A 21,965-nucleotide genomic window follows, 5' to 3' on the forward strand; every position below is an offset into this window, starting at 1 on the left:
GAGTCACCCATGTTCCGCAAGCCCTTTGTCTTTACCCGCAACCTCGTTCTGGCGCTGGCCGCCATGGCGGTAACGCTGTTCACGCCGGCAGCGCTGGCCGACACCGCCAACTACCCGACCACCACCTCGGTGCAGATCCTGCCGCTGGTGATCTCCGGTCAATACACGGCCACCACCATCGGCGTGGTGCAGATCAAGCTGCCCTTCAAGGCCCGCCTGGTGGGCGTATCGGCCACCGCCCGGGCCTCGGGCGGCACCAGCCCCACGCTGACGGTGAACGTCAAGCAGGGCGCCACCTCGGTGCTGTCGGCGCCGATCGGCATCACTGCGGGCACGGTGGCCGAGGGCACGATCACCAGCCCGCAGCTGGCCGACGAGAGCACGTTGACGGTGGATCTCACCATCGGTGGCACCTCGCCCACCTGGAACGACATCAGCGTCGTCCTCACCCTGGCGCGGAACTGAGCCATGTTGTCGGACTACCAGGGGCTGGTGGATCGGCTGGTCCGCGACGACGCGGGCAAGCTGACCGCCGCCGACCGCGACGAAGCCATCGGCCTGGCGCTGATCCGCTATGGCCAGGCCCGGCCGCGCCAGGGCGTGGCGGACGTGACCCCCACCGGTGACACGCTGCCGCTGCCGGCAGGCTGGGTGGTGGGCAGCTCGACCCTCGCCGGGCTCGAATACCCCATCGGCCAGGTGCCGCCGGCGTCGATCCCCGGCGAGCTCTACCTGGGGCCCGACGGCCTGGTGGTGATGCTGGCCGGCCGCCCAGCCGGCCCGGTGCGGGTGCGCTACACGCTTCAGCACGCGCTGTCGGCCACCGAGGACACCCTCCCGCCCGCCGACCGCGAGGCGGTGGCCAAGTACGCTTCGGCGCTGCTGTGCGAGCAGCTCGCCAGCTTCTATGCGTCTGACACCGATTCGACCATCAGCGCCGACCGCAGCTTCGGCCAGACCCGCAGCCAGGCCTTTGCTGCCCGGGCGCGGGAGTACCGCAAGCAGTTCCAGGCCGCGCTGGGCATCGAAGAGAAGACCGCCGCCCCGGCCGGGGCCGTGGTCCAGTTGAAAAGCACCGACAGCCGCGGCGGTAGCCGCATGTATCACGGGAGAATGGGATGACGGGAGTGATTGCAGGGCTGGACCGGAGCGATCCGACCAAGCCCAGAGCACGGGAACTGGCTGTCGACAGCCTGGGCCGCCTGGTGGTGGTGATGTCGGGCGACGCCGCGGCCGGCGCCGGCGCGCCGGTGGATGGCTCCGGCACCATCACGGTCGGCGGCACCGCCCAGGTGCTGTTTGGCGGCGTGGTGCCGGATGCCGGCTACGCCATCTACAACGCCGACCCCGACAACGACCTGTGGATCAACGACACCGGCGCCGCGGCCGCCCCCAACGCCGCCGGCACCATCCGCCTGGCGGCCGGGGGCGGTGGCTACGAGACGCCCCGGGGCGTGGGCGCCGCCGCGGCCGTGTCGATCTACGGCGCCGTCACCGGCATGGCCTTCACGGCCCGCCGCTGGACCCGCGACACCCCGGCCCTCACGCCCATCGACGGCTCCGGCACGATCGCCGCCGGCGGCACGGCCCAGCCGCTCTTCAACGGTGCGATTCCGGCCACGGGCTTCGCCCTCTACAACCCCGATCCCGACAACGATCTGTGGATCAACGACGGCGGCGGCAACGCCGCCATCGCCGGTGCGGGCTCCATCCGCATCCCGGCCAACGGCGGCGGCTACGAGACCCCCGCCGACATGGTGCCCTGGGCGAGCGTGTCCATCGTCGGGGCGGTGACGGGTCAAAAATTCACAGCCAGGAGGTGGTGAGATGCCGGTTTATTTTCCGGGGAACGGGTTGCCGGCGGGGGTGAAGCCTGTCGGATTTATTACTACGCCAACAAAGCGAAGAATCGAGACGCTGAATGGCGTAGTGATGCCGCCGCGAACTGCTCGCTATCCGACTCCCAAGTGGAATGCCGCCCGCGCGGGTGTCGCCGTCGGCACACGCAACGCCAAGGTCGCTCTGCTGAGCGACTCGACCGGACTCGGGGCGTGGGGGTCCGGTGTCTCCTTTGCGGGAAACTTATACAACGGCTGGTTCAGGCGCCTAGGCAATAAGATCAAGTCGGTCCCCGTCACCCTCGGAAGTTGGTACGGCGACTCCGGCTGTGGGATTGCCGGTGGTGGATCTGCCAAATTCAAAGAGTACGACCCACGTATTTCATTCGACACGGCAGTGTGGGACTACAACACGCCGTATCAGGTCGGATGCTTCGGTCTCAAGACCAATGCCGCAACGAGCGCAGGTACGATCGGCTTTCTGCCCGACAAGGCCTACGACACCGTCGACATCTACTACAAGAAGGCAAACGGTCTGGGTAGCTTTACTGTAGATGTGGGTGGGGCCGTGCTTGCGACAATCAACTGCAACCAGCCAACAACCGCAATCGTTAAGACCACGGTTACTGTTCCTCTCGGTGTTCAAACACTGAACATCAGCAAGGTCGGTACGTCTGTGCTGCAGTTCCGTGGAACGTCTTGCTACCGGAACAATGCGGAGGTGCAGCTCATCTCCGGTGCGTGGAATGCCCAGTCGATGTGGGGTTACTTAAGGGGTGGGGCGGCATCCGAACCGGCCGACGGCCCTCGGCAAGACATCCTCGCGATCGCACCCGACCTCACCATCATCTGCTTGGGCATCAACGACAGCACCTTGGCCAAGCCCATCGATGAGTTCAAGACGCGCTACCAGGAGATGATTGATCTGTGCAAGACCACCGGCGATGTAGTGCTGTGCATTCCCAATGTCATTGACTACGCCGGCAACGCAAACCAAGATACCTACTGGTCAGCAATCAGGGAGATCGCTGACATCAACGCCATCAACCTCTTTGATCATCAACTGGCACTCGAAAGTTGGGTTGCCGCGAACAATCGAGGGTTGTTCGCTGATGGACGGCATCCGTTGGCTGCCGGTTATGAAGTCATGAGCGAGGCGTTTTACGGTTGGGGGGTGCTTGGACAGTGACGACTGGGACTGCGTGTTGCCCACTTTTCGCTATCACTGGATCTCAGCCAAACACCCGTGGTGATCACTACCTTGGACCATGAGGAACGAAATGAATAAGGAAGACCCCTCCCAGGGGAAGATGCCCATCTGGATCTGGATCGTAACGTCGCTGACGGTCTTTTCCATTTGGTGGCTTTCGGGGATGTTGATCGATCACTTCGTCGATGAGGCGTCCAGGGGAACATTCGGAGATAAGTTCGGTGCGATCAACGCTCTGTTCTCCGGTCTTGCCTTTGCAGCGATCATCTACACGATGCTCATGCAGCGCGCCGAGTTGATGCTGCAACGCGAGGAATTAAAGGCGAATCGGTTGGAGTTGAAGAATCAGAGCGCTCAGCTTGAGGCCCAGGCGTCGATTTTGAACAGACAGTCGTTTGATGTGGCTTTTTTCAAGCTGCTCGAAATTCTGGAGGGAGTGAAGAAGGATCTCGCAAAGCTCGATGCGAGCGATCCTAGGTATGAGGTATCAAAGCGAGCCGGCGATGATTATTTTGTCTATTTTTTCAACAAGCTGAAAGCGATATGCTCTTACCATACTCAAACGGGTGAGGCTGGACGCGAGTCATATAGAAAGCTTGGCACTGACTTATCTGAAATTAATATCCAGGGGGTCGTGCTTGGTGCAATCATGACTGATGCAAGTCATGAATATCTATTCACTTTGAAGCCGTACTTCAGTGTTTATTCAGCATTGATCCGCCTCCTCATGGAGGGTACTCCAAAATCAATGCTCCAATACAAAGAAGTACTTAAGGCCGTCCAGTCGAGAGAAGAACAAATCGTTATATTTTATGGGGTTAGGCACTCTGTCGCACTCGGGGACGAGCAAATCGTGTCATTTATGTTGGAGCATGGATTGCTTTCTGACATCAACGCCGGCTTTCTTTTCCACGCAAGTCACGCTGTCGAGGTGGACAAAGGATTTTTCAAAAAAACTGCAGCCTCGGACTCCATCTGATTGCCTGACCATTCCACAGGCGCACGTGGAGTTTGGTAAGAGACATGAACCTCGAACTCACCCCCACCCCGCGCCCGGATCTGTCCTCCGCCACCCCGGCCATCCTCCACGCCGAACTCCACCGCGCCCTCCTGGAGGCCACCGCGCTCCTCGAGCGCGAGGTGAAGGACGCCACACCCACCGCCACCGGCCTGACCCGCGCCAGCATCGGCAGCTTCATCACTGAGATCCCCGACGGCCTGCTGGGCGTGGTGGGCAGTGCCCAGCCCCATGTGGAGTATGTCGAGCTGGGTACGCGGCCGCACTTTCCGCCGCTTGAACCGATCCAGGACTGGGTGCGGGTGAAGTTCGGGATCTCGGAGCAGTCCGAGATCGAGGCGGCGGCGCTGGCCATCGCCCGCAAGATCGCCGCCCGGGGCACCCTCGGGGTCGGCATGTTCCACCGCACCTGGGCGCGCCTGGAGCCGCAGGTGCAGGCCATCTTCTCCCGCGCTGCAGATCGCATCGTGGCGCGCATGGCGGGCGGGTCGGCGTAGTTCCGGCCTGGCTGCACCTCTCTTTCTCCATCCCTCCACTGCTGTTCCCTCCGAAGGGCTTCGCCTCCGGGCGGCTTCGCGCGCGCGCGTAGTCTGCCGGGCATGACGCACGTTGCCCTTGTCCGTTCCGCTCTCTTCGATTTGATCGCCTCCGTGCCCGAAGTGGGCCGGGTGCATGCGTACCAGCGCTTTGCCTCCCGCGAGGCCGAGATGAAGGCGCTGTACGTGGCCAACATCGGCGGTGCCGACCAGCTGCGCGGGTGGTTCGTCACTCGCACGGCGACCCGTGAGCGTGCCTTCACCCTCACTACCACCGTACAGCGGGTGAGCTGGACCATCGTCGGCTACATGGCGCTGGCGGATGCCGATCAGTCCGAGCTGTCCTTTGACTGGCTGGTGGAGGCGATTCGCGCCGCCTGGCGGGCCAACCCGACCCTGGGCGGCCTGGTGGCGCCGGTGGCGAGCGACGACGAGGCCGGCATTCAGGTGGATGAGCTGGCGACGGTGCTGTTCTGCGGCGTGCTGTGCCACCAGGCGCGCCTTTCCCTCAAGACCGAGTTCGAGATCTAGGAGCCCTCCATGGCCAAGACGCCCAACCCATTGCCCGCCTCTCCGGACCAGCCGGCCGAGCAAGACCCGCCCGCCGGCGGCCGCTGGATCCGCCAGCCCGACGGCAGCCTCACGCCGCACCCCGACGACCTTCCGCCGGCCGAGCCGGCGCCCCAGGAGTAAGCCATGTCCCGCTATTCCCGCAACGCCCTGATCCTGGCCAAGGTGGAGACCACCGCCGGCGTCGATGCCGCGCCCACCGGCGCCGCCAACGCGCTGCTGGTGGCCAACCTGACGATCAACCCGCTCAAGGCCAACAACGTGAGCCGCGACCTGGTGCGGCCGTTCTTTGGTGGCTCGGAGCAGCTGGTGGGCACCGCCACCGTGGAGGTGTCGTTTGACGTGGAGCTGGCCGCCAGCGGCACCGCCGGCACTGCGCCGGCCTGGGGCCCGCTGCTGCTGGGCTGCGCCTTTGCCGAGGCGGTCACGGCCGGCAGCCGGGTGGATTACACCCCGGTCACCACCGGCCTCAAGACGCTCACCCTCTATTACTACGACGACGGCGTGCTGCATAAGCTGCTGGGCGCCATGGGCGACGTGGAGATCAAGGCCGGCATCGGCGAGCGGCCGCTGCTGAGCTTCAAGTTCGAAGGCATCGACGGCGGCGTGAGCGCGGCCACGGCCACCGGCACCTACACCCCGTGGAAGAAGCCGCTGGTGGTGACCGACCCCAACACCGGCGACATCCTGCTCGGCTGCACCTACAGCGCCGGCGCGCTGTCGGGCGGCACCAGCTACCCCAGCCGCGGCTTCAACGCCAAGATGGGCAACAGCGTGGTCTATACGCCGCTGCTCGGCGGCGACTCGATCGACATCACCAACCGCGACGTGACGGGCAGCATCCAGCTCGACCTGACGCCCGCCCAGGAGGTGGCCATGTTCGCCTCGGTGAAGGCCAACACCACCCAGGGCGTGGGCTTCACCCACGGCACCACGGCCGGCAGCCAGGTGATGGTGTTCGCCCCCAACGTGCAGCTCATCAACCCCAGCAAGCAGGACGTGAGCGGCCGCCGGCTGATCGGCTTTGACCTGCGCATGACGCCCTCGGCCGGCAACGACGACGTGCGCATCGTGTGCCTGTAACCGAAAAGGACTTCCGCCCCATGAAAACTCCCATCCCCTTCGTGATCGACCCGGAACCTAAAGTCTGGTGGCCGGTGCGGGTGAGCGTGCCCGTCGATGCCGGCTTTGCCGAGTTCGCCTTCGAGGCCCAGCTGCGCGTGTACTCGGAAGCGGACTACGCCCGCCTGCTGCCCGAGGCGGCGCCCGACGCCGCCCAGCCCGACCTGCGTGCCGTGCTGGCCCGCAACGCGGAGCTGATCCCCCAGTTCGTGGCCGACTGGCGCGGCGTGACCGACCCGGCCGGCCAGCCGATGCCGATCGCGGCGCTGCCGGCGACGCTGACCGGCCCCTACGGCAAGGCCTTCTCGGTGGGCTTTAACCGGGCGATCGCCGAGCTGCGCTACGGCGTGGCCCCCGATGGGGAGTCGGCCAGCCGGGGAAACTCCGCGCCGCCGCCCGCCGCTGGATCGACTGCGGACGCGGCGGCGGTGGAAGAACCGACGATCTAGCCGCCCAGTTTGCGGCCTTCGGCCTGGCGCCCGCCGAGGGGAGCCTGCCGGAGGCCGACCGACCGCTGCCGATCTACCCCTGGCATGCGGAAACCGTGCGCACCTGGTGCGTGACCTGGCGGCAGTGGCGCTGGCTGGTGGGGGTGGGCGGCGCGGTGCGCCAGGGGCTGGACTGGCAGCAGGTGGAATCGGCCCTGCGGCTGATGGGCATCAAGCGCAAGCGCTGGCCCGACATCTTTGCCGGGCTGCGGGTGATGCAGGACGAGGCGCTGGCAGCGCTGGAAAAAATCAACGAGGGAGCACACTGAAAAATGGCTGACCGGGGCGTCGAATACGGGATTCGGATCACCGCCGACGGTAAGGTGGCGATCGCCGAGTCTGCCAAGGTCGAGAAGGCCCTGGACGGCGTGGCCCAGGCGCTGGACCACGTGGAGGGCAGCGCCAACCAGGCCCAGCCGGCCATTGGCACCACGATGAAACAGTTTGCCCCGCAGCCGGCCGTGGATACGGCCAAGGCGCTGGGCAACGCCGCCGGCAAGTTCGACCAGGTGCAGATGTCGGCGGCGCAGACCTCGGCGGCGCTGCGGCAACTGCCGATGCAGTTCACCGACATCTTTACCTCGCTCGCCGCGGGCATGCCGCCGATGCAGGTGGCGCTGCAGCAAGGCGGACAGTTGAAGGATGCCTTCGGCGGCCTCGGCCCGGCCGCCAAGGCGATGGGCGGCTATGTGCTGGGCTTGGTGAACCCGTTCACCCTCGCGGCCGCCGGCGCCGGCGTGCTGACGCTGGCTTTTCTGCAGGGCCGCGGCGAAAGCGAGGAATACCGCAAGACCTTGGCGCTGACCGGCAACGCTGCCGGCGTCACATCGGACCAGCTGGCCCAGATGGCGGCCCGGCTGGATGTGGTGTCGGGCACCCAGGCCAGCAACGCCAACATCCTGGTGCGCCTGGCTTCAACCGGCCAGGTCGCCAAGGGCCAGATCGAAGGCGTGGCCGGCGCGATCTCGGCGATGACCGAGGCAGGCATCTCGGACGCGGATGCGCTGGTGAAGGCGTTCGCGGACATCGGCAAGGATCCGGTCAAGGCGATCCTGAAGGTGAACGAGGCCTACAACTTCCTCACCCCCACGATCTACGGGCAGATCAAGGCCCTGCAGGAGCAAGGCAAGCAGGAAGAAGCTGTCGCCCTGGCCCAGGACACCGCAGCCAAGGCGATGAAGGAGCGCGCCCGCGAGGTGGTCGATCAGACCGGCACGCTGGAGCGGGCCTGGAAGAGCGTGACCACCTCGGCCCGCGAAGCCTGGGACGCGATGCTCTCCATCGGCCGCGAGAAGACCCTGCAGCAGAAGATCGCCGACCAGAAGAAGGTGATCGAGGACATCCGCGACGGCCTGACCCCCGGCCGGATCGACATGGCCCAGGACTACCTGGCGCAGCTCGAAGCCCAGGCCGGTGCCCAGCAGAAGGTGGCCCAGGCCGGCGCCGACGGCGCGAAGAACATGCGCGACTACCTGGACGTGGAGAGCAAGGTCGCGCCCATCCAGAAGAAAGGTGCCGAGCAGACCCGCAACCTCGCCGAGGCGCTGAAGGAATACCGCGACAACCTGGCCCGGGTGAAGGCGCTCGACCCGAGCAGCGCGCTCCTCGACCCGGCCAAGGTGGCGGCCGGCGAAGCTGCAATCCGCGAGCAGTACAAGCCGAAGACCACTGGAACCCGGAGCGGCCGCAAGGACCAGCCCGACGACGCCCGCGTGCTGGCCGACTGGGAGCGCCGTGTGGCGCTGCTGGACGCCCAGGCTGCCGGCACCGAAAAGCTGAGCGACACCGAGCAGGCCTATGTACGCGTGCTGTCCGACATCAGCTCGGGGCACCTCAAGGTGACGGTGGCCGGCCGCCAGCGCCTGGCTGTGGATGCCGCCCGCGCCCTGGCCCAGGACGAAGCCAACCGCCAGGCGGCAGAGCAGGCCAAGTGGTCCGAAGCGCTGGCCAAGGAAACCACCCGCGAGACCGCCCAGCTCGAGGAGCAGCTGAAGCGCGAGCGGGACCAGGTGGCGGCGATCGGCCTGACCAAGGAGGCCGTGGAGCGCCTGGCTGTCGAGCGCCTGCGCAACGAAGCGGCCGCGAAGGCCGAGTACGCCGCCAACCTGGATCTGGCCGCCCAGTACGCCGGGCCGATGGCCGACAGCTACCGCGCCGCCGCCGAGGAAGCCCGCAAGCAGGCCGATCTGCTGGGCAAGCGCGCCGAAAACCGGATCGATGCGGCCAACCGCGAAGCCGCGGCCACCACGGCCAAACGCTGGGAAAAGGTGGGCGACGACATCGAACGCAGCCTGACCGACAGCCTGTATCGGGGTTTCGAGAGCGGAAAGAACTTCGGCCAGTCCTTTGTCGATGCGATCCAGAACACCCTGAAGACCACGGTGCTCAAGATGGTGATCCAGGCCTACGTGGAGCCGGTGACGCAGGCTGCACGTAGCTTTCTGGGCGCCTTTCTGGAGTCGGCCGTCAAGAGCTACGCCGGATCGGTCTTCGGTTCGAGCGGCAGCTCGTCGTCCCAGTATTCCCTTTCGAGCGGCACCAACATGGATTCGATGGGCGGTGGCCAGGGCTTGAGCTTTGGCGGTGGCCGGGCCGGTGGTGGTTCGGTGGCGGCGGGATCGTTCTACGAGGTGAACGAGACGGGCCCGGAACTGCTGACCACCGGCGGCCGCACCTTTTTGATGATGGGCGCCGGCACTGGCCAGGTGACGCCGGCAGGAACGGCCTCGGCTGCGGCGCCGGCCCAGCAGACCTTCCGCGTCGAGATCCACAACGACGGCACGCCCCAGGAGGTGACCGGCGCCGTGCCGCGCTTTGATGCAGAAGGAACCGTAGTGCAGATCTTCACCCGCGACCTTCAGCGTAACGGGCCGATCGCCCAGTCGCTGAGCGCATTCAAGGGGCGGCGCTGAGATGCCGGCCTTTCCGAGCTACGCCCAGATCCTGCTGGATGGCTATGCCGTGCAGCAGGCCAGCGCCCTCAAGCGCACCGAGATGGATGCCGGGCCTGCCAAACAGCGCCTCGACCGCAGCCGCCAGATGACCGAACGGCAGGTGACGGTACGGCTGCGCAGCCGGGCCGACTACACGGCCTTCATGGTGTGGTTTCGCGACACGATCCACCGCGGCGCCGACTGGTTCGACTGGACCGACCCGGAGTCGCTGACCGTGGTGCAGGGGCGCATCAAGAACGGCGATATCCAGCGCCAGCCGAAGAACCCGGCGCTGACCCTGTGGCATGTGTCCTTCACGCTGGAGAGCTGGGATGAGTAGTGAACGTTACAAACGGGCCCTGGGGGCCGTGTCATCAAGCGACGTGGCGGTGGTGCTGCTTGAGATATCGCATCCGGACATGCCGGAGCCTGCGCGGGTGGTGCGGGACACGCAGGCTCTGGTGAGCAACGGAAACATGTTCATCGCCACGGGTTTCGACTTCACCTTTCCCGACGACCGCGGCGGCCAGGCGGCCCGGGCCGAGCTGGTGGTGGATAACGTCGGAGAGGAGCTGATGAGCTGGATCGAGGCCAGCAAGGGCGGGCGCGGTGCCGAGGTGCGGCTGATGGTTGTGCTGCGGGCCACGCCGGATGTGATCGAAGCGGATTACCGCCTGGGGCTGGAGCGGATCGTGGTGGATCAGTGGAAAGTGTCCGGAGAGCTGGGCTATGGAAATCTGCTGGATCTGCCGGCCGTTGCGGTGCGCTACGACCCGAGCACGGCGCCGGGGATTTTCTGATGGCGCACTGGACGGATGCTTACATCGGGCTGCCCTACATCGCGGGCGAGCAGGACTGCGCCGAGGTGGTGGCCCGGGTGCAGCGCGAGGTGTTCGGGCGCGCCGTGACCGTGCCAGCCGAGCGGGCGGACGGCCCCTTCGGCAGGTCGGCGCAGATTGCCCGGGGCGCACAGGATCTGGCCGACCCGGTGGCGGAACCCACCGAGGGAGACGTGGTGCTGATGCAGGTGCGCGGGCTGTGGCATGTGGGAGTGTGGTTCCACCAGGGCGAGCCGTGGGTGCTGCACGCGCTGAGGAGCAGCGGCCAGGTGGTGAGCCACCGTCTGCGCGATCTGGCGGGGCTGGGCATTCGGGTGGAAGGCTTTTACAGGATGCGCTGCGATGGATGATGTGGTGTTGCGGCCCCGGCCGCCGAACGTGGTGTTTTGCCCGCATCCGCTGATGCCGGCGCGGGATCGGCGGATGATCTTTGAGCCGCCGCGCACCGGTGAGCAGCTGGATGCTTATCTGGCGCGTGTGATCGGCGATCTGCCCGACCCGTGCGTTGTGACCATCGGCGATTGCAGCGTGCCGCGGGCCTGGTGGGGCCGCGTGAGGGTGAAGCCCGGCGCCGTGATCGGCGTGGCGGCCGCTGTCGCTGGCGGCGACGGCGGGTCGGATGTGGGTCGGATCGTGCTGACGATCGCTGTTGTTGTTGCGGCGGTCTATACAGGGGGTTTGGCTGCCGGCGCCATGGGTTGGGCGGGTACTGGTGCGATGACCCTTGGCCAGACCGCGGCTTACGTTGCCGCCTCTGCCGCGGTGATGACGGTGGGCATGATGGCGGTGAATGCGCTGCTGCCGCTGCCGACGAACGATCTGTCCGGCCTCGGTGGGGGTGAGACATCTCCGACCTACAGCCTGGCCGGCGGGTCAAACCGCGTGCGCCGCTACGAGCCGCTGCCGCTGGTGATCGGCACCCACCGGATGTTTCCGGACCAGGCGTGCGCGGGGTACACGCTGTACGTCAATGGCAATGACCAGTACCTGTTTATTGCCTACAACTTTGGTTTTGGAGATCTGGAAATCACCGATCTGCGCATCGGCGATACCCCGTTGACGGACTATAAGGATGTGACGGTTCAGTGGGCCACGGGCATGATGCCGACCCTGATCGCCGGCAATGTGGATACCCAGGGTGGAACGGTACTCACGTCCACCGATGGCCCCATCGTGCGGACTACATCGGTGGACACCATGGAGATCCACATCGATGTGCAGTACGTGATGTTTCATGCCGGTAATGGTGGGCTGGAACAGTACTCGGCATCGGTCATGTTCGAGTGGCGGGCGGTGGGAAGCCCTACCTGGTTGCCGTTCAGCAGCGCAGATGGAAGCGTGGCTTGGTTTGGCACGACTGAGAGCTCGCCATTCCTGCCCTTTGGAAGCACCGACGGCATTGTCTGGCTATACAGCGGGACTCGCGACGTTTGGCGCTTTACCCTGCGCAAGACGGTCACCAAGGGGCAGTACGAGGTAAGGGTCACCAAGCTTACCGCCGACATCAGCGACGCGCGGACTACCTGCGAGATCTCCATTCCGGCCATCCGCAGCCTGCAGCCCGACAGTGGCGACTACGCCGGGCAGCGCATCCTGGGCCTCAAGATTCGGGCGAGCGGGCAGTTGAATGGCGCGGTGAGTCAGCTGTCCGGGCTGGTCAGCCACCGGTTGAACGGCGCGCCGACGAGCAACCCGGCGACGTGGTTCAAAGCCTTTGCCCTCGGCGCCTTCATCGGCGGCCGCCGGATCTGGGGCGCCGGGCTGGCTGCTTCCCGGATCGATCTGGCTGCCCTGGACGCCTGGGCTGCCTGGTGCGATGCCAAGGGTTTGAGCTGCAACATGGTGCTGGACCAGGCACTCTCCGCCGACACGGTGCTCGATCGCATTGCCCGCTGCGGCCGCGGGTCCAAGACATGGGCGCCAGGCGCCTTGTCTGCCGTGTGGGATGCGGATGGGTTGCCGGCGGTGGCGATGTTCTCGCCGGTGAATATCAAGAAGGGCTCATTCCGCATTTCGTATCCGTCCGAAGAGATGGCTGATGAGCTGGAAGTCAGCTATATCAACCCGGACAACAACTGGCAACGCGACACTGTTCGAGTCTCGCCCAATGCAACGAACGTCCGGCGGACGGCCAGCGTGGAGCTGCTCGGGTGCACCAGCACCGCACTGGCCGGCAAAGAGGCGAACCTGATGTACGCCCAGAACCTGTACCGGTTTCGCAGCATCTCGTGGGAGGCCGACGCCGAGGGCCTGACAGTGCGCAAGGGCGATGTGGTCGCGCTGTCGCACGACCTGACCAAGTGGGGTGAGGCCGGCCGGCTGGTAGCCGTGGGCAGTGCGACGCAGCTCTCCCTGGACCGGACCATCACGCTGAAGCCTGCCGGTTGCTGGATGGCCGTGTGCCGTCCGTCAGGTGAAATCAGTTACCACCGGGTGCAAGTCGGGGCTACCGAGGCCCAGGCCGACGAGGTGACGCTGCTTGACCCGCTGCCCACCACCCCGGCCGCCGATGGCAGCCCCGCGGTGGATTGGCGCTACCTTGCCGACGCTAAGGCGACGCCGGGCTGGCGGGTGAAGATCACCGACGTGTCGCCACGCCCTGGAATGGAGGGCGTGCGGATCACCGCCCAGGACGATCCGGCCGAGTACTACGCCGCCGAGAGCGGCACGTTTGCCCACGTGGCCACGCCCGTGGTGAACAACCTTCCGGTGCTCTCGGGGCTGCAGGTGTCCGAGGAGCTGATTCGCGCCGGAGCCGGCTACGCGGTGCAGCTCAACGTCACGTGGGCGGCTCAAGGCGAGATCGCAGCCACGCGGCTGCGCTACAAGATTGATGGGGGCCCATGGCAGGAATCCGGACTCGCCACGGGCACACAGCATTCCATCCTGGTCCCGCAGACGGGATCGGCCTACATCGAAGTGACGGGCTACAACGGACTGGGGCAGAGCAACCTCAGAAGCCGGCTGGCAAGCACCTACGATATTCAGGGGCAGGATGTGCCACCGCCGGCGGTGACGGGATTCGGTGTGTCTGCGCTGGCCGATGGCACGCGGGCGTTTGTGTGGACGGTAGCGACCGTGCCGCCGGACGTGACGTATCTAGAGATTCGCTACGCAGCCAGCAGCGGCACGGCATGGGGCGCGATGACGCCATTGGGGCGGGTTCCGTTTGGCTCGGGGCGGGCAGAGAGCAATGTGCCTGCTGCCGGAACATGGACATTCGAGGCGCGGATGCTGGACGCGAGTGGTAACTACAGCGCGAGCGGAGCACGGGCGACGGTGACGCTCGGAGCCGCGCCGTTTGCTGTGACCAACACGAACCAGCTGACGGATGGAGCGGGATTTGGCGCTGCCGCTGCGGCTGCCCAGGCGGCGGCAAACTCCGCGAACGCAAAGCATGATGAACTGGCATCCGACTACAAGTTGAGTCCGCTGGAGAAGCAAGCTGCGTGGAAAGAGTATGGCGAAGTGAGCAATACCTATTGGGGCATCGACGGGAAGGCCGCGGCTTTCGGAATCGGATGGCAGAGGACGGCCCACGGAGATCGCTTCAACGAATTGTCGGCTTACTTGTCGCCGCTGCTGGGAAACCTATCAACGACAAGTGATATCGATGGGCCGACGTGGCGGGCTTATTGGTCAAACTATTACGCGGCCAGGCAGACTCTGCTTAACGAAATTTATGCTGTTGCCGGAACGACGGCGCTGTGGTCTGGCGTCGCTGGGTCTGGCAAGCCGATCGACAACGCCGGCCGCATAATCGACCTGGGCGACGGTGGTGGCGCAGGTCAGCGTTATGCGAGCGATGCCCCCGGCTGGTACCCGGTCGGGACGCTGCAGCAATTTAAATGGAGCGTGTCTGTGGGCCTCGGATTTGGAGAATGGGGCGTGCTGCGGACTGAGCGGGCATGGGGCGACGATGCGGCGGCAGTTGTGCAGACATGGAAAAGTTCAGCCGGAGAATGGAAGCGCACCGGCTTTGTGGCCAGCGGCTGGGGTGGCTGGACACGCAGAGTCGATCGTCCGATCACGAGCGGGAATGCCTCTGATTTTGTGGGGGCTGGGGCAATCAATACCGCCGAGCTCAACGGTACCGCAGCATCTGAACGGGTCGTGCTATTTGATGCGGCGGGTGTTTCTCACGCGAACTACGGGTAAATCATGGCGCTGCCATCTGGATCTTTTAGCAGCCTGTACGCGGGTAGCCTCCGTATTACTACCAGTGCCTCCATTGGGGGGTCGGCGTTTTCAAACAACTATATGGCGTGGGGGACAAGCGCGTCAGACATCGTCCTGCGTGCATGGGTCAACAATGGCGCGCTGATTTATCTGCCGATTATTTCGCGCGTTGGTCCGACTGCAGAGATTGTTCTGGCGTACCCCGGCGGCGGCGTTGTCTGGACCATGGGGATGGAGGAACTGGGTTACACAATCTCCGGCGCCGGGTCGGTGTGGGCAAACAATCTTTACTTGATTGCGGAGCTGTTCAAGCGATGAGTGTCTTCAGCGTATACGAGGTCGCCACGGGGCGGATGACCGGCGCGCAGGTGTCTGCCCCGACTGGTGAACTAATTGCCGCAGCGATCCCGGACGGATGTGCGGTCGTGCTGGGTGCGTGGGATTACCTCTCTCATGAGGTGATCCATGCTACGGGCGACGTTGTTCCGGTTTCTCCGCCGACTCCCGACTGGCGAGAGCGAATGGCCGCAGCTGCATCGATTGCATACGGGGATATCCTGCAGGCGGAGGCCGAGCAGGCCAGGCCAATGCGTGAGCTGGTCGAGGCGATGCTGGCAGGTGTTTCAGCAGCCCCTGAAGCCATCGCTCGCTTCGAAGCCCTCAAGTCTCGTATCGACTTGGCGAGATCTCGTTACAACGCCTTGCTGGCTGCAACGACTGAAGCCGAACTGGACGCCATCGTCGATCTTTGGCCCGTTTAGTGAAAATTTCTTTCGCCGGTTGAAAGTTGCCGCTCATCCACTTATCGCGCTTCCACCCTTTGATTTATCGCGGCGCGCTTCAACAGAGCCTTTTTCTTTCCCATTTTTCCCGCCGGAACGGCCCGCCTTCGCTTGACCTTCCCGGACTTCATCCATAAAATGCGAATCATTCTTATTTGCGTTAATCTGATTCACGCCTGAACCAAGGCCTGAATCAGCGCCGTGTCCGCCCATCACGCGAACACGCAATCGCAAACCCCAGCCAGCCAGCACTGCCCGTCGGCATGTCGCAAGCCAGCCAGGAAACGTCCTTTTCTGGAGATCGACATGACTGCCGCCCCGCTGGCGTTCGCGCCGCCCGACGCCCTCGGGTTGCCGGCTCCGTTTCTCGCCATGCCCCGCACCGAGCCCGCGTCCACCGTTCGCAGGAGCGGCGTCGGCCTTGGCGTGGCGGTGCTGCTGCACGCTGCGCTGCTGGCAGCGTTGGTGATCGGGATGAGCGAGATGCCGGCACCGATCACCCCGCCACAGCCCTATCTCACGGTCAGCCTCATCACGCCGGACACGCCGGCCCCCGCGCCGCAACCCGCCCCCCAGGCCCGGCCCGAAGTGCGGGAAAAAACACCGACGCCCAAAGCCCAGCCCCGGCCCGCGCCCCAGCCTCGCGCAGCCGACAAGCCGACGCTCACCTCGGCCGCCATCGCCACCAACCCGGTTGAAAGCAGCGCCCCCGCAGCCGCCCCGGCCCCGGTAGCCACGGCGGCCCCCGCAAAGGAAGCGCCCGCCGCCCCGGTGGCCATCACGGCACCGCGCTTCGACGCCGCCTACCTGGCCAATCCTGCCCCGCCCTACCCCAGCGCATCGAAGCGCATGGGCGAGGAAGGCCGCGTGCTGTTGCGCGTCCAGGTGGGCGTCGACGGCCGGCCCACCGAGGTCAGCATCGCCAGGAGCAGCGGTTTTTCGCGGCTCGACGACATCGCCCGCGAAACCGTTCTGCGCAGCTGGCGCTTCGTGCCGGCGCGCCAGGGCGATCAGCCGGTTGCCGGCGCCGTCAAGGTTCCCATCGATTTCACTCTTACTTCCGCATCCTGAAAGGCAAAGCCCATGAACGATTCCACTTTCAGCCTGGCCCGCATCTGGGCTCAGGGCGACGGCGTCTCCCACGCCGTGGCCATCATGCTCATCCTGATGTCGCTGGCATCCTGGTCGGTGATCGTCGTCAAGGCCTGGAACCTGCTGCAACTGCGCCGCATGAGCGCCGGCTCAAAGCAGTTCTGGCACGCCACCAGCTTCGACGCGGGCCTCGCCGCCCTCGCCCCGGCCGGCACCGACAATCCGTTTCGCGAACTGGCCAGCCGCGGCACCGAGGCAGTGGTCCACCACACCAGCCACCGGGACGAACTCCACGGCGTGCTCGGCCTCAATGACTGGATCACCAGCAATCTGCGCCAGTCCATCGACGACACCACCGGCCGCCTGCAATCCGGCATGGCGATTCTTGCTTCGGTGGGCAGCACCGCGCCCTTCATCGGCTTGTTCGGCACCGTGTGGGGCATCTACCACGCGCTGATCGGCATCGGCGCAGCCGGCCAGGCCACCCTCGACAAGGTGGCCGGCCCGGTGGGCGAATCGCTGGTGATGACCGCCGGCGGCCTCGCCGTGGCGATTCCGGCGGTGCTGGGCTACAACGCGCTGGTGCGCGGCAACAAGGAAATCCTGGCCAGGCTCAAGCACTTTGCCCACGACCTGCACGCCTACCTCGTCACCGGCGGCAAAGTGCGCAAGACCGCGTCCAGCGTGCATCCGCTGCCGGCCCGGAAGGAAGCACGATGAGCTTTCACACCGATCTGGACGACGACGGCGAGGTGATGTCGGAGATCAACATGACGCCGCTGGTGGACGTGATGCTGGTGCTGCTGATCATCTTCATCATCACCGTGCCGGTGATCAACCACGCGGTAAAGCTGGATTTGCCCCAAGCCAGCAGCCAGGCTTTAGAGATCAAGCCGGAGAAAGTCCAGCTGGCCATCCAGGCCGACGGCGCGCTCAGCTGGAACGGCGAAACCCTGCCCGCCGCAGCGCTCGAAGACCGCCTCGCCACCGCGGCAAGCCGCCAGCCTCAGCCGGAACTGCACCTGCAAGTGGATCGCCATGCCGAGTACGACCACGTGGCGCAGCTGCTGTCGTCAGCCAGCCGGCACGGGCTGGGCAAGGTGGCCTTCGTGACGGAGCCGGGCAGATAGCGGCCGGTTCAAGCCGGATTCAGCCCAAAAGGCGCAACTTTGAACATTCGGGTAGATCGGGTTGGCGCAGCGTAACCCGACAGCGACATCCCGAAGATCGGCAGGCTTCTGTCGGGTTACGCCCTGTTGGCTAACAGTATCTACGAGACTGAAAATAGTCGCCGATGGCTCGGCGGCTCGCTCAGGCCTTAACCTCGTCCTTCGCCGCCTCCGGCTCGCCCGTCCAGATCGTCACACGGTTACGGCCCGTTTGCTTGGACAGGTAAAGCGCCTTGTCCGCCTGGTCGATGAGTTCGGCCGGATCTTTTGCGCCCAGCCTGATCGACGCCACACCGAAGCTGGAGGTGATGCGGATGCCGGGAATGTCGCGCACCGCGGCGCCGGCGTTTGTCTCGATGGCGAAACGCAGGCGCTCCGCCACGTCATAGGCCTGTTCGGCCGTGGAGCCGGGCAGCATGATGCAGAATTCCTCGCCGCCGTAACGGCACAGCATGTCCACTTCGCGCAGGTCGGTGCCAAGGCACTTGGCCACCGACTTGATGACCTGGTCGCCCACCGCGTGGCCGTAGCGGTCGTTGAATAACTTGAAGTGGTCGATATCGCTCATGATGCAGCAGACTTCGGCGCCCTCTTCCTTGAGCTTCTCGTAGAGCGGATCGGCAGTGCCGAAGAAGGCCCGGCGGTTGAGACAGCCGGTCATCGGATCGCGGGTGGCAAGGCGATGCAGCTCCTCGTTCTGGCGGCGGATCTCTTCCTTCGAGGCCTCCAGATCCACGAGCGTGCCGAGCAGCTGGTCGTTGATGCGGTGCAGGACGGTAACGTCCGAAAAGTTCACGAGGCAGCCGCGCAAACGCCCGTGACCATCGAGAACCGGCGAGCAGCCCACGATGGTGCGAATCGGCTCCTCTTCACCCGGACGGATGATTTCGAGGGTTTCATCGCCAATGTTGCTGCGCGTCTCCATGGCGCGCATCCACGGGTAGGGATGCTCCGGCGACGCATGAAAACCCTCTGTCAGCCAGCTGAGTTCGGTCACCGGACGGCCGGTCAGGTCACCCTGGGCGGCAGGGTGAAAGTTGCGAAAAGCCTTGTTGGCCAGCACCACCCGCCCCTGCTTGTCGAGCACCATCACGCCTTCGGCCAGGGTGTCGAAGGCGGTACGCACCCGGTCGGGAATCGCCTTGGCGGGGTCGAGGTATTCAAGCACCCGGCGCAGGTAAAGATAAAACGCGACAAAGCCGCCGGCGGAAATCGCGACCAGCGCCATCAGGGTGGGATAGGTGAGCCATTCGATCAGGCTCTCCGGCAGCACCGGACGGAAGGTCAGCTCGACCTCGCCCCAGTTTTTGCCCTCGGCCAGCACCGGCACGCGTACCTGGGTGAGCGTCGAGGAGCCGTCTTCCGGGGGCTGCCACAAGCGCCCGTGCTCACCGGCCTGGGCGATGACGCTGGCGCCATCCTGGCGAACAGCCACCGAACGCAGATCGGTGTTGCGTTCGAGCACGGCATGCAGGGTGCTCTGGAGCGTGGCCATATCCCCCGACTGCAGCAGGGTGGCAGCCTGCACCGCGAGGCTTTCGCTGATCTGCTGACGCACCTCGCGGGCGATGTCGGAGCGATCGGGAATCAGCCCGAAGATGAGATCCACAACCATCAGCAAGGACACCAGCAGGGCCACCAGCCCCAGGGCGATTCGGGCAACCGGGTCGAGGGATATCTTGTGAAGGCTCACCGGGCGACTCCCACTTCGGCGTCAAAGACATCTGCTGCACCCATTTCGTCCCGCACCATTTCGTCGTCCACTTCAACTCCCCATCCGGATTCGTTTTCGTCCTGCGGGCCGAGTACCGGCAGCGGGTCGAAGCTGCGCCACGCGGGCGCGGCCATCAGCAGGCTGGCCACCAGACCGCCCGCCCGGGTGGCCCACCAGACAACACCGACCGAAAGAGCCACGCCAGACAGTTCAACGGCCTGCAGTACCACCTGGACATCGGCATAGGCGCCATCGGCCAGCGGCGGAATATGGGCCTTTTCGGCCGAAGCAAGGCGCCCGCCCGAAGACGCGCCGGTGCCGCTCTTGATGTCTTCGCCGGACAGCAGGAACTCCATCAGCGGGCCTGTCGTGCCTGCACCCAGCGTGAGCGTGACATGGGCGCGGTCAAAGCGCAGCATGCCGGCGCCGATGCCATAGCGCCGAACCCCCGGCACGTCGTCGCCCGACGCGTAGGCCTGCATTGTGGAAGGCGCCAGCCCCGTGCTGCCATCAGACCGGGACGTCTCCGACGACGTCCCGTCGCTTGCCGGCGGAGCCACGGGCCGGGCGGTAACCGGAGGATTCGTAGCCGACGGCTTTGCTGGCGCGGGTGTCGACGGGCCCGGCACCACCGGCGAAGGGGTGACGACGACGGGCGGCTCGACCGGCACAAGAATGCCACCCGACGGCTGGAAGGACACCCGCACCGACAAGGCCGGACCGCTCGCCTGGCCGTCATTGGCCTGCAGGACGATGACCGGCAGCGTGGCGCTGCCATCATGCAGAAAGACCACCTGCCCGGCCGCCAGATCGGCATAGCCGAACTCGCCGACCGTCACGCCCGGCGTGCTGCGCAGTTCAAAATGACCGCCCGTGGCACGCTCGATCTGGATGCGGATCGACGCTGCCACGGAATCGCTATCGGCGACGACAACGCTGCCGCTGCCAACGCTAGCCGAGCCTCCCTGCATCACCTCGATGGCGGCGCTTTCGATGAGCGGCGCATCGTTGATGGCTTGCACTACAAGACGCACCGCTACCGGCGCGCCATAGCCCGTGCCGTCAAAACTGCGGTAACTGAAGCTGTCGGCGCCAGACCAATCGGCAAGCGGCGTGTAGCGGAAACTGCCATCCGCCGCGAGGGTGAGGCTGCCATGGGCCGGCCCGGCGAGCAGCTCGGCGCTGAGCGAGTCAGCGTCCGGGTCGGAATCGTTGGCCAGCACACCCGGCCCGCTGACGACGAGCGGCGTGTCTTCATCCAGGCTGTAGCTGTCGTCGGTGCCAGCCGGCAGATCGTTGACGGCGCTGACGTCGATCGTCAGCGTGTGCTGGCCGGCCTCGGTGTCCACACCCCCGCCCGCGGTGCCACCGTCGTCGCGCACGCGGAAGTTGAGCGCTGCGTAAGCCGCGCCGTTGTCGTCGGCGGCCGGCGCGTAACTGAAGAGACCGGCAAGAATGTCTCCCGCCGGGATCCACTGCCCATCGGCCACCGGCACGCCGGCCAGCAGGAAGCTGCCCTGCCCCGGCACGGCAAGAATCTGCACCGCCGCGAGCCCGTTGGCCTGTGTATCGAGCGGATCGGTGAAACCGAAATCAGCCAGCACGAAAACATGGCGGCCATCCTCGGCAACACTCACACGACCATCGCTGCCCTGCGGCATCTCGTTGCGGTTTTGCACCGCAATGGCGAGCGTCTGCGTCACCGTCAAGACGCCGTCAGAAGCGCTCACGACCACGTCGTAAACATTGTCGCCGTTGGCGTCGAGTGGGGTTTCGTAGTCGGGGGCGGTGATGAAGCTCAGTGCGCCGGTCGAAGCGTCGATGGCGAACAGCGCGGCATCGGCGCCGCCGGCGAGACGATAGCTCAAAGTTGCCGCCGGCCGGTCGGGGTCGCTGGCGGTGACGGTGCTCACCGTCGTGGTGTTTTCCGCGACGCTGGCAGTGGCGCTGCTGGTGATCGTCGGCGATGTTTCGTTCACCGGGGTGACGGTGATCGCCAGCGCCTGGCTGGAGCTGAAGTCGCCGTCAGTGACTTCGACCGTCACGTCGTAGATGTTGTCGCCACCGGCATCGAGCGGGGCTTCGTAGTCGGGGGCGGTGATGAAGCTCAGAGCGCCGGTGCTGGCGTCGATGGCGAACAGCGCGGCGTCGGCGCCACCGGCGAGGCGGTAGCTCAAAGTTGCCGCTGGCCGGTCGGGGTCGGTGGCGGTGATGGTGCTGACCGTCGTGGTGTTTTCCGCGACGCTGGCGGTAGCGCTGCTGGTGATCGTCGGCGGGGTTTCGTTCACCGAGGTGACCGTGACCGCAATGGTCTGACTGGAACTGAAATCGCCGTCGGTGACTTCGACCGTGACGTCGTAGCCGTTGTCGCCACCAGCATCGAGCGGGGTTTCGTAGTCGGGGGCGGTGATGAAGCTCAGCGCGCCGGTGCTGGCGTCGATCGCGAACAGCGCGGCGTCGGCACCGCCGGCGAGG

24 protein-coding genes are annotated in these 21,965 nt (G+C 65.5%); 21 read left to right on the forward strand and 3 right to left on the reverse strand.

What is annotated here, in order from left to right; translation table 11 throughout:
- Window positions 1-9: 9 nt before the first annotated feature.
- From Q1W26_RS02870 to Q1W26_RS02955, 18 genes are all read left to right on the forward strand, one after another.
- Window positions 10-465, forward strand: a complete 456-nt coding sequence (locus Q1W26_RS02870; protein ID WP_300435609.1) for a hypothetical protein — start codon at window positions 10-12, stop codon at window positions 463-465.
- A gap of 3 nt (window positions 466-468) precedes the next feature.
- Entirely contained in the window at window positions 469-1,122 is a 654-nt protein-coding gene (locus Q1W26_RS02875; RefSeq protein ID WP_300435612.1) for a hypothetical protein, read from the forward strand.
- Entirely contained in the window at window positions 1,119-1,826 is a 708-nt protein-coding gene (locus Q1W26_RS02880; protein ID WP_300435614.1) for a hypothetical protein, read from the forward strand. Before Q1W26_RS02875 ends, Q1W26_RS02880 begins: the two co-directional genes overlap by 4 nt.
- A gap of 1 nt (window position 1,827) precedes the next feature.
- Window positions 1,828-3,027: a GDSL-type esterase/lipase family protein gene (locus tag Q1W26_RS02885; protein WP_300435616.1), complete on the forward strand. Its 1,200-nt coding sequence runs from the start codon at window positions 1,828-1,830 to the stop codon at window positions 3,025-3,027.
- A 91-nt stretch (window positions 3,028-3,118) separates the two neighbouring features.
- The gene (locus Q1W26_RS02890) at window positions 3,119-4,027 is read left to right on the forward strand and encodes a hypothetical protein (protein ID WP_300435619.1); all 909 of its coding nucleotides are present in this window, start codon (window positions 3,119-3,121) and stop codon (window positions 4,025-4,027) included.
- Window positions 4,028-4,071: 44 nt separating this feature from the next.
- Complete coding sequence (locus Q1W26_RS02895) at window positions 4,072-4,563, forward strand: hypothetical protein (RefSeq protein WP_300435622.1); 492 nt, start codon at window positions 4,072-4,074, stop codon at window positions 4,561-4,563.
- A 102-nt stretch (window positions 4,564-4,665) separates the two neighbouring features.
- The gene (locus Q1W26_RS02900; RefSeq protein WP_300435624.1) at window positions 4,666-5,133 is read left to right on the forward strand and encodes a hypothetical protein; all 468 of its coding nucleotides are present in this window, start codon (window positions 4,666-4,668) and stop codon (window positions 5,131-5,133) included.
- A gap of 9 nt (window positions 5,134-5,142) precedes the next feature.
- A complete protein-coding gene (locus Q1W26_RS02905) occupies window positions 5,143-5,295 on the forward strand; it encodes a hypothetical protein (protein ID WP_300435626.1) in 153 nt (50 codons plus the stop codon).
- Window positions 5,296-5,298: 3 nt separating this feature from the next.
- Window positions 5,299-6,255 carry a phage tail tube protein gene (locus Q1W26_RS02910; RefSeq protein WP_300435629.1) on the forward strand — a complete coding sequence of 319 codons (957 nt, stop codon included), beginning with the start codon at window positions 5,299-5,301 and terminating at the stop codon, window positions 6,253-6,255.
- A gap of 20 nt (window positions 6,256-6,275) precedes the next feature.
- Entirely contained in the window at window positions 6,276-6,743 is a 468-nt protein-coding gene (locus Q1W26_RS02915; protein ID WP_300435632.1) for a hypothetical protein, read from the forward strand.
- A 71-nt stretch (window positions 6,744-6,814) separates the two neighbouring features.
- Complete coding sequence (locus Q1W26_RS02920) at window positions 6,815-7,051, forward strand: DUF1799 domain-containing protein (protein ID WP_300435673.1); 237 nt, start codon at window positions 6,815-6,817, stop codon at window positions 7,049-7,051.
- 3 nt (window positions 7,052-7,054) lie between these two features.
- On the forward strand, window positions 7,055-9,694 hold the full coding sequence (locus Q1W26_RS02925; RefSeq protein ID WP_300435635.1) for a phage tail length tape measure family protein: 2,640 nt from the start codon (window positions 7,055-7,057) through the stop codon (window positions 9,692-9,694).
- A 1-nt stretch (window position 9,695) separates the two neighbouring features.
- Complete coding sequence (locus tag Q1W26_RS02930; protein WP_300435638.1) at window positions 9,696-10,055, forward strand: hypothetical protein; 360 nt, start codon at window positions 9,696-9,698, stop codon at window positions 10,053-10,055.
- Window positions 10,048-10,515 carry a DUF1833 family protein gene (locus Q1W26_RS02935; RefSeq protein ID WP_300435641.1) on the forward strand — a complete coding sequence of 156 codons (468 nt, stop codon included), beginning with the start codon at window positions 10,048-10,050 and terminating at the stop codon, window positions 10,513-10,515. The genes Q1W26_RS02930 and Q1W26_RS02935 overlap by 8 nt, the downstream gene beginning before the upstream one ends.
- Complete coding sequence (locus tag Q1W26_RS02940) at window positions 10,515-10,904, forward strand: hypothetical protein (protein ID WP_300435644.1); 390 nt, start codon at window positions 10,515-10,517, stop codon at window positions 10,902-10,904. Before Q1W26_RS02935 ends, Q1W26_RS02940 begins: the two co-directional genes overlap by 1 nt.
- Window positions 10,897-14,712, forward strand: a complete 3,816-nt coding sequence (locus Q1W26_RS02945; RefSeq protein ID WP_300435647.1) for a host specificity factor TipJ family phage tail protein — start codon at window positions 10,897-10,899, stop codon at window positions 14,710-14,712. Before Q1W26_RS02940 ends, Q1W26_RS02945 begins: the two co-directional genes overlap by 8 nt.
- A 3-nt stretch (window positions 14,713-14,715) precedes the next feature.
- Window positions 14,716-15,051: a hypothetical protein gene (locus tag Q1W26_RS02950; RefSeq protein WP_300435650.1), complete on the forward strand. Its 336-nt coding sequence runs from the start codon at window positions 14,716-14,718 to the stop codon at window positions 15,049-15,051.
- A complete protein-coding gene (locus Q1W26_RS02955; protein ID WP_300435653.1) occupies window positions 15,048-15,494 on the forward strand; it encodes a hypothetical protein in 447 nt (148 codons plus the stop codon). The genes Q1W26_RS02950 and Q1W26_RS02955 overlap by 4 nt, the downstream gene beginning before the upstream one ends.
- 33 nt (window positions 15,495-15,527) lie before the next feature.
- Here the strand turns inward: Q1W26_RS02955 and Q1W26_RS02960 are convergent, their stop codons facing one another.
- Window positions 15,528-15,689, reverse strand: coding sequence for a hypothetical protein (locus Q1W26_RS02960; RefSeq protein WP_300435656.1), 162 nt, complete (start codon window positions 15,687-15,689; stop codon window positions 15,528-15,530).
- Between the two features lie 132 nt (window positions 15,690-15,821).
- On the opposite strand from Q1W26_RS02960, the gene Q1W26_RS02965 reads away from it, so the two are divergent.
- Genes Q1W26_RS02965 through Q1W26_RS02975 form a run of 3 tightly spaced genes read left to right on the forward strand, consistent with a single transcriptional unit; the run spans window position 15,822 to window position 17,737 of the window.
- Window positions 15,822-16,586, forward strand: a complete 765-nt coding sequence (locus Q1W26_RS02965; protein ID WP_300435658.1) for a TonB family protein — start codon at window positions 15,822-15,824, stop codon at window positions 16,584-16,586.
- Between the two features lie 12 nt (window positions 16,587-16,598).
- Entirely contained in the window at window positions 16,599-17,327 is a 729-nt protein-coding gene (locus Q1W26_RS02970; protein ID WP_300435660.1) for a MotA/TolQ/ExbB proton channel family protein, read from the forward strand.
- On the forward strand, window positions 17,324-17,737 hold the full coding sequence (locus Q1W26_RS02975; RefSeq protein ID WP_300435663.1) for a biopolymer transporter ExbD: 414 nt from the start codon (window positions 17,324-17,326) through the stop codon (window positions 17,735-17,737). The genes Q1W26_RS02970 and Q1W26_RS02975 overlap by 4 nt, the downstream gene beginning before the upstream one ends.
- Before the next feature lie 181 nt (window positions 17,738-17,918).
- Here Q1W26_RS02975 and Q1W26_RS02980 read toward each other — a convergent pair whose 3' ends face one another.
- The gene (locus tag Q1W26_RS02980) at window positions 17,919-19,469 is read right to left on the reverse strand and encodes a diguanylate cyclase (protein WP_300435667.1); all 1,551 of its coding nucleotides are present in this window, start codon (window positions 19,467-19,469) and stop codon (window positions 17,919-17,921) included.
- Window positions 19,466-21,965, reverse strand: a 2,500-nt coding sequence (locus Q1W26_RS02985; protein ID WP_300435670.1) for a cadherin-like domain-containing protein, incomplete at its 5' end; no start/stop codon positions are given. The genes Q1W26_RS02985 and Q1W26_RS02980, both read right to left, overlap by 4 nt.

The sequence above is a fragment of the Zoogloea sp. genome (assembly GCF_030157465.1).
Classification (GTDB): Bacteria; Pseudomonadota; Gammaproteobacteria; order Burkholderiales; family Rhodocyclaceae; genus Zoogloea.

Coding starts and splice junctions, on each gene's coding strand:
- Q1W26_RS02870 (WP_300435609.1), top strand. CDS start 10: ATGTTCCGCAAGCCCTTTGTCTTTACCCGCAACCTCGTTCTGGCGCTG.
- Q1W26_RS02875 (WP_300435612.1), top strand. CDS start 469: ATGTTGTCGGACTACCAGGGGCTGGTGGATCGGCTGGTCCGCGACGAC.
- Q1W26_RS02880 (WP_300435614.1), top strand. CDS start 1,119: ATGACGGGAGTGATTGCAGGGCTGGACCGGAGCGATCCGACCAAGCCC.
- Q1W26_RS02885 (WP_300435616.1), top strand. CDS start 1,828: ATGCCGGTTTATTTTCCGGGGAACGGGTTGCCGGCGGGGGTGAAGCCT.
- Q1W26_RS02890 (WP_300435619.1), top strand. CDS start 3,119: ATGAATAAGGAAGACCCCTCCCAGGGGAAGATGCCCATCTGGATCTGG.
- Q1W26_RS02895 (WP_300435622.1), top strand. CDS start 4,072: ATGAACCTCGAACTCACCCCCACCCCGCGCCCGGATCTGTCCTCCGCC.
- Q1W26_RS02900 (WP_300435624.1), top strand. CDS start 4,666: ATGACGCACGTTGCCCTTGTCCGTTCCGCTCTCTTCGATTTGATCGCC.
- Q1W26_RS02905 (WP_300435626.1), top strand. CDS start 5,143: ATGGCCAAGACGCCCAACCCATTGCCCGCCTCTCCGGACCAGCCGGCC.
- Q1W26_RS02910 (WP_300435629.1), top strand. CDS start 5,299: ATGTCCCGCTATTCCCGCAACGCCCTGATCCTGGCCAAGGTGGAGACC.
- Q1W26_RS02915 (WP_300435632.1), top strand. CDS start 6,276: ATGAAAACTCCCATCCCCTTCGTGATCGACCCGGAACCTAAAGTCTGG.
- Q1W26_RS02925 (WP_300435635.1), top strand. CDS start 7,055: ATGGCTGACCGGGGCGTCGAATACGGGATTCGGATCACCGCCGACGGT.
- Q1W26_RS02930 (WP_300435638.1), top strand. CDS start 9,696: ATGCCGGCCTTTCCGAGCTACGCCCAGATCCTGCTGGATGGCTATGCC.
- Q1W26_RS02935 (WP_300435641.1), top strand. CDS start 10,048: ATGAGTAGTGAACGTTACAAACGGGCCCTGGGGGCCGTGTCATCAAGC.
- Q1W26_RS02940 (WP_300435644.1), top strand. CDS start 10,515: ATGGCGCACTGGACGGATGCTTACATCGGGCTGCCCTACATCGCGGGC.
- Q1W26_RS02945 (WP_300435647.1), top strand. CDS start 10,897: ATGGATGATGTGGTGTTGCGGCCCCGGCCGCCGAACGTGGTGTTTTGC.
- Q1W26_RS02950 (WP_300435650.1), top strand. CDS start 14,716: ATGGCGCTGCCATCTGGATCTTTTAGCAGCCTGTACGCGGGTAGCCTC.
- Q1W26_RS02955 (WP_300435653.1), top strand. CDS start 15,048: ATGAGTGTCTTCAGCGTATACGAGGTCGCCACGGGGCGGATGACCGGC.
- Q1W26_RS02965 (WP_300435658.1), top strand. CDS start 15,822: ATGACTGCCGCCCCGCTGGCGTTCGCGCCGCCCGACGCCCTCGGGTTG.
- Q1W26_RS02970 (WP_300435660.1), top strand. CDS start 16,599: ATGAACGATTCCACTTTCAGCCTGGCCCGCATCTGGGCTCAGGGCGAC.
- Q1W26_RS02975 (WP_300435663.1), top strand. CDS start 17,324: ATGAGCTTTCACACCGATCTGGACGACGACGGCGAGGTGATGTCGGAG.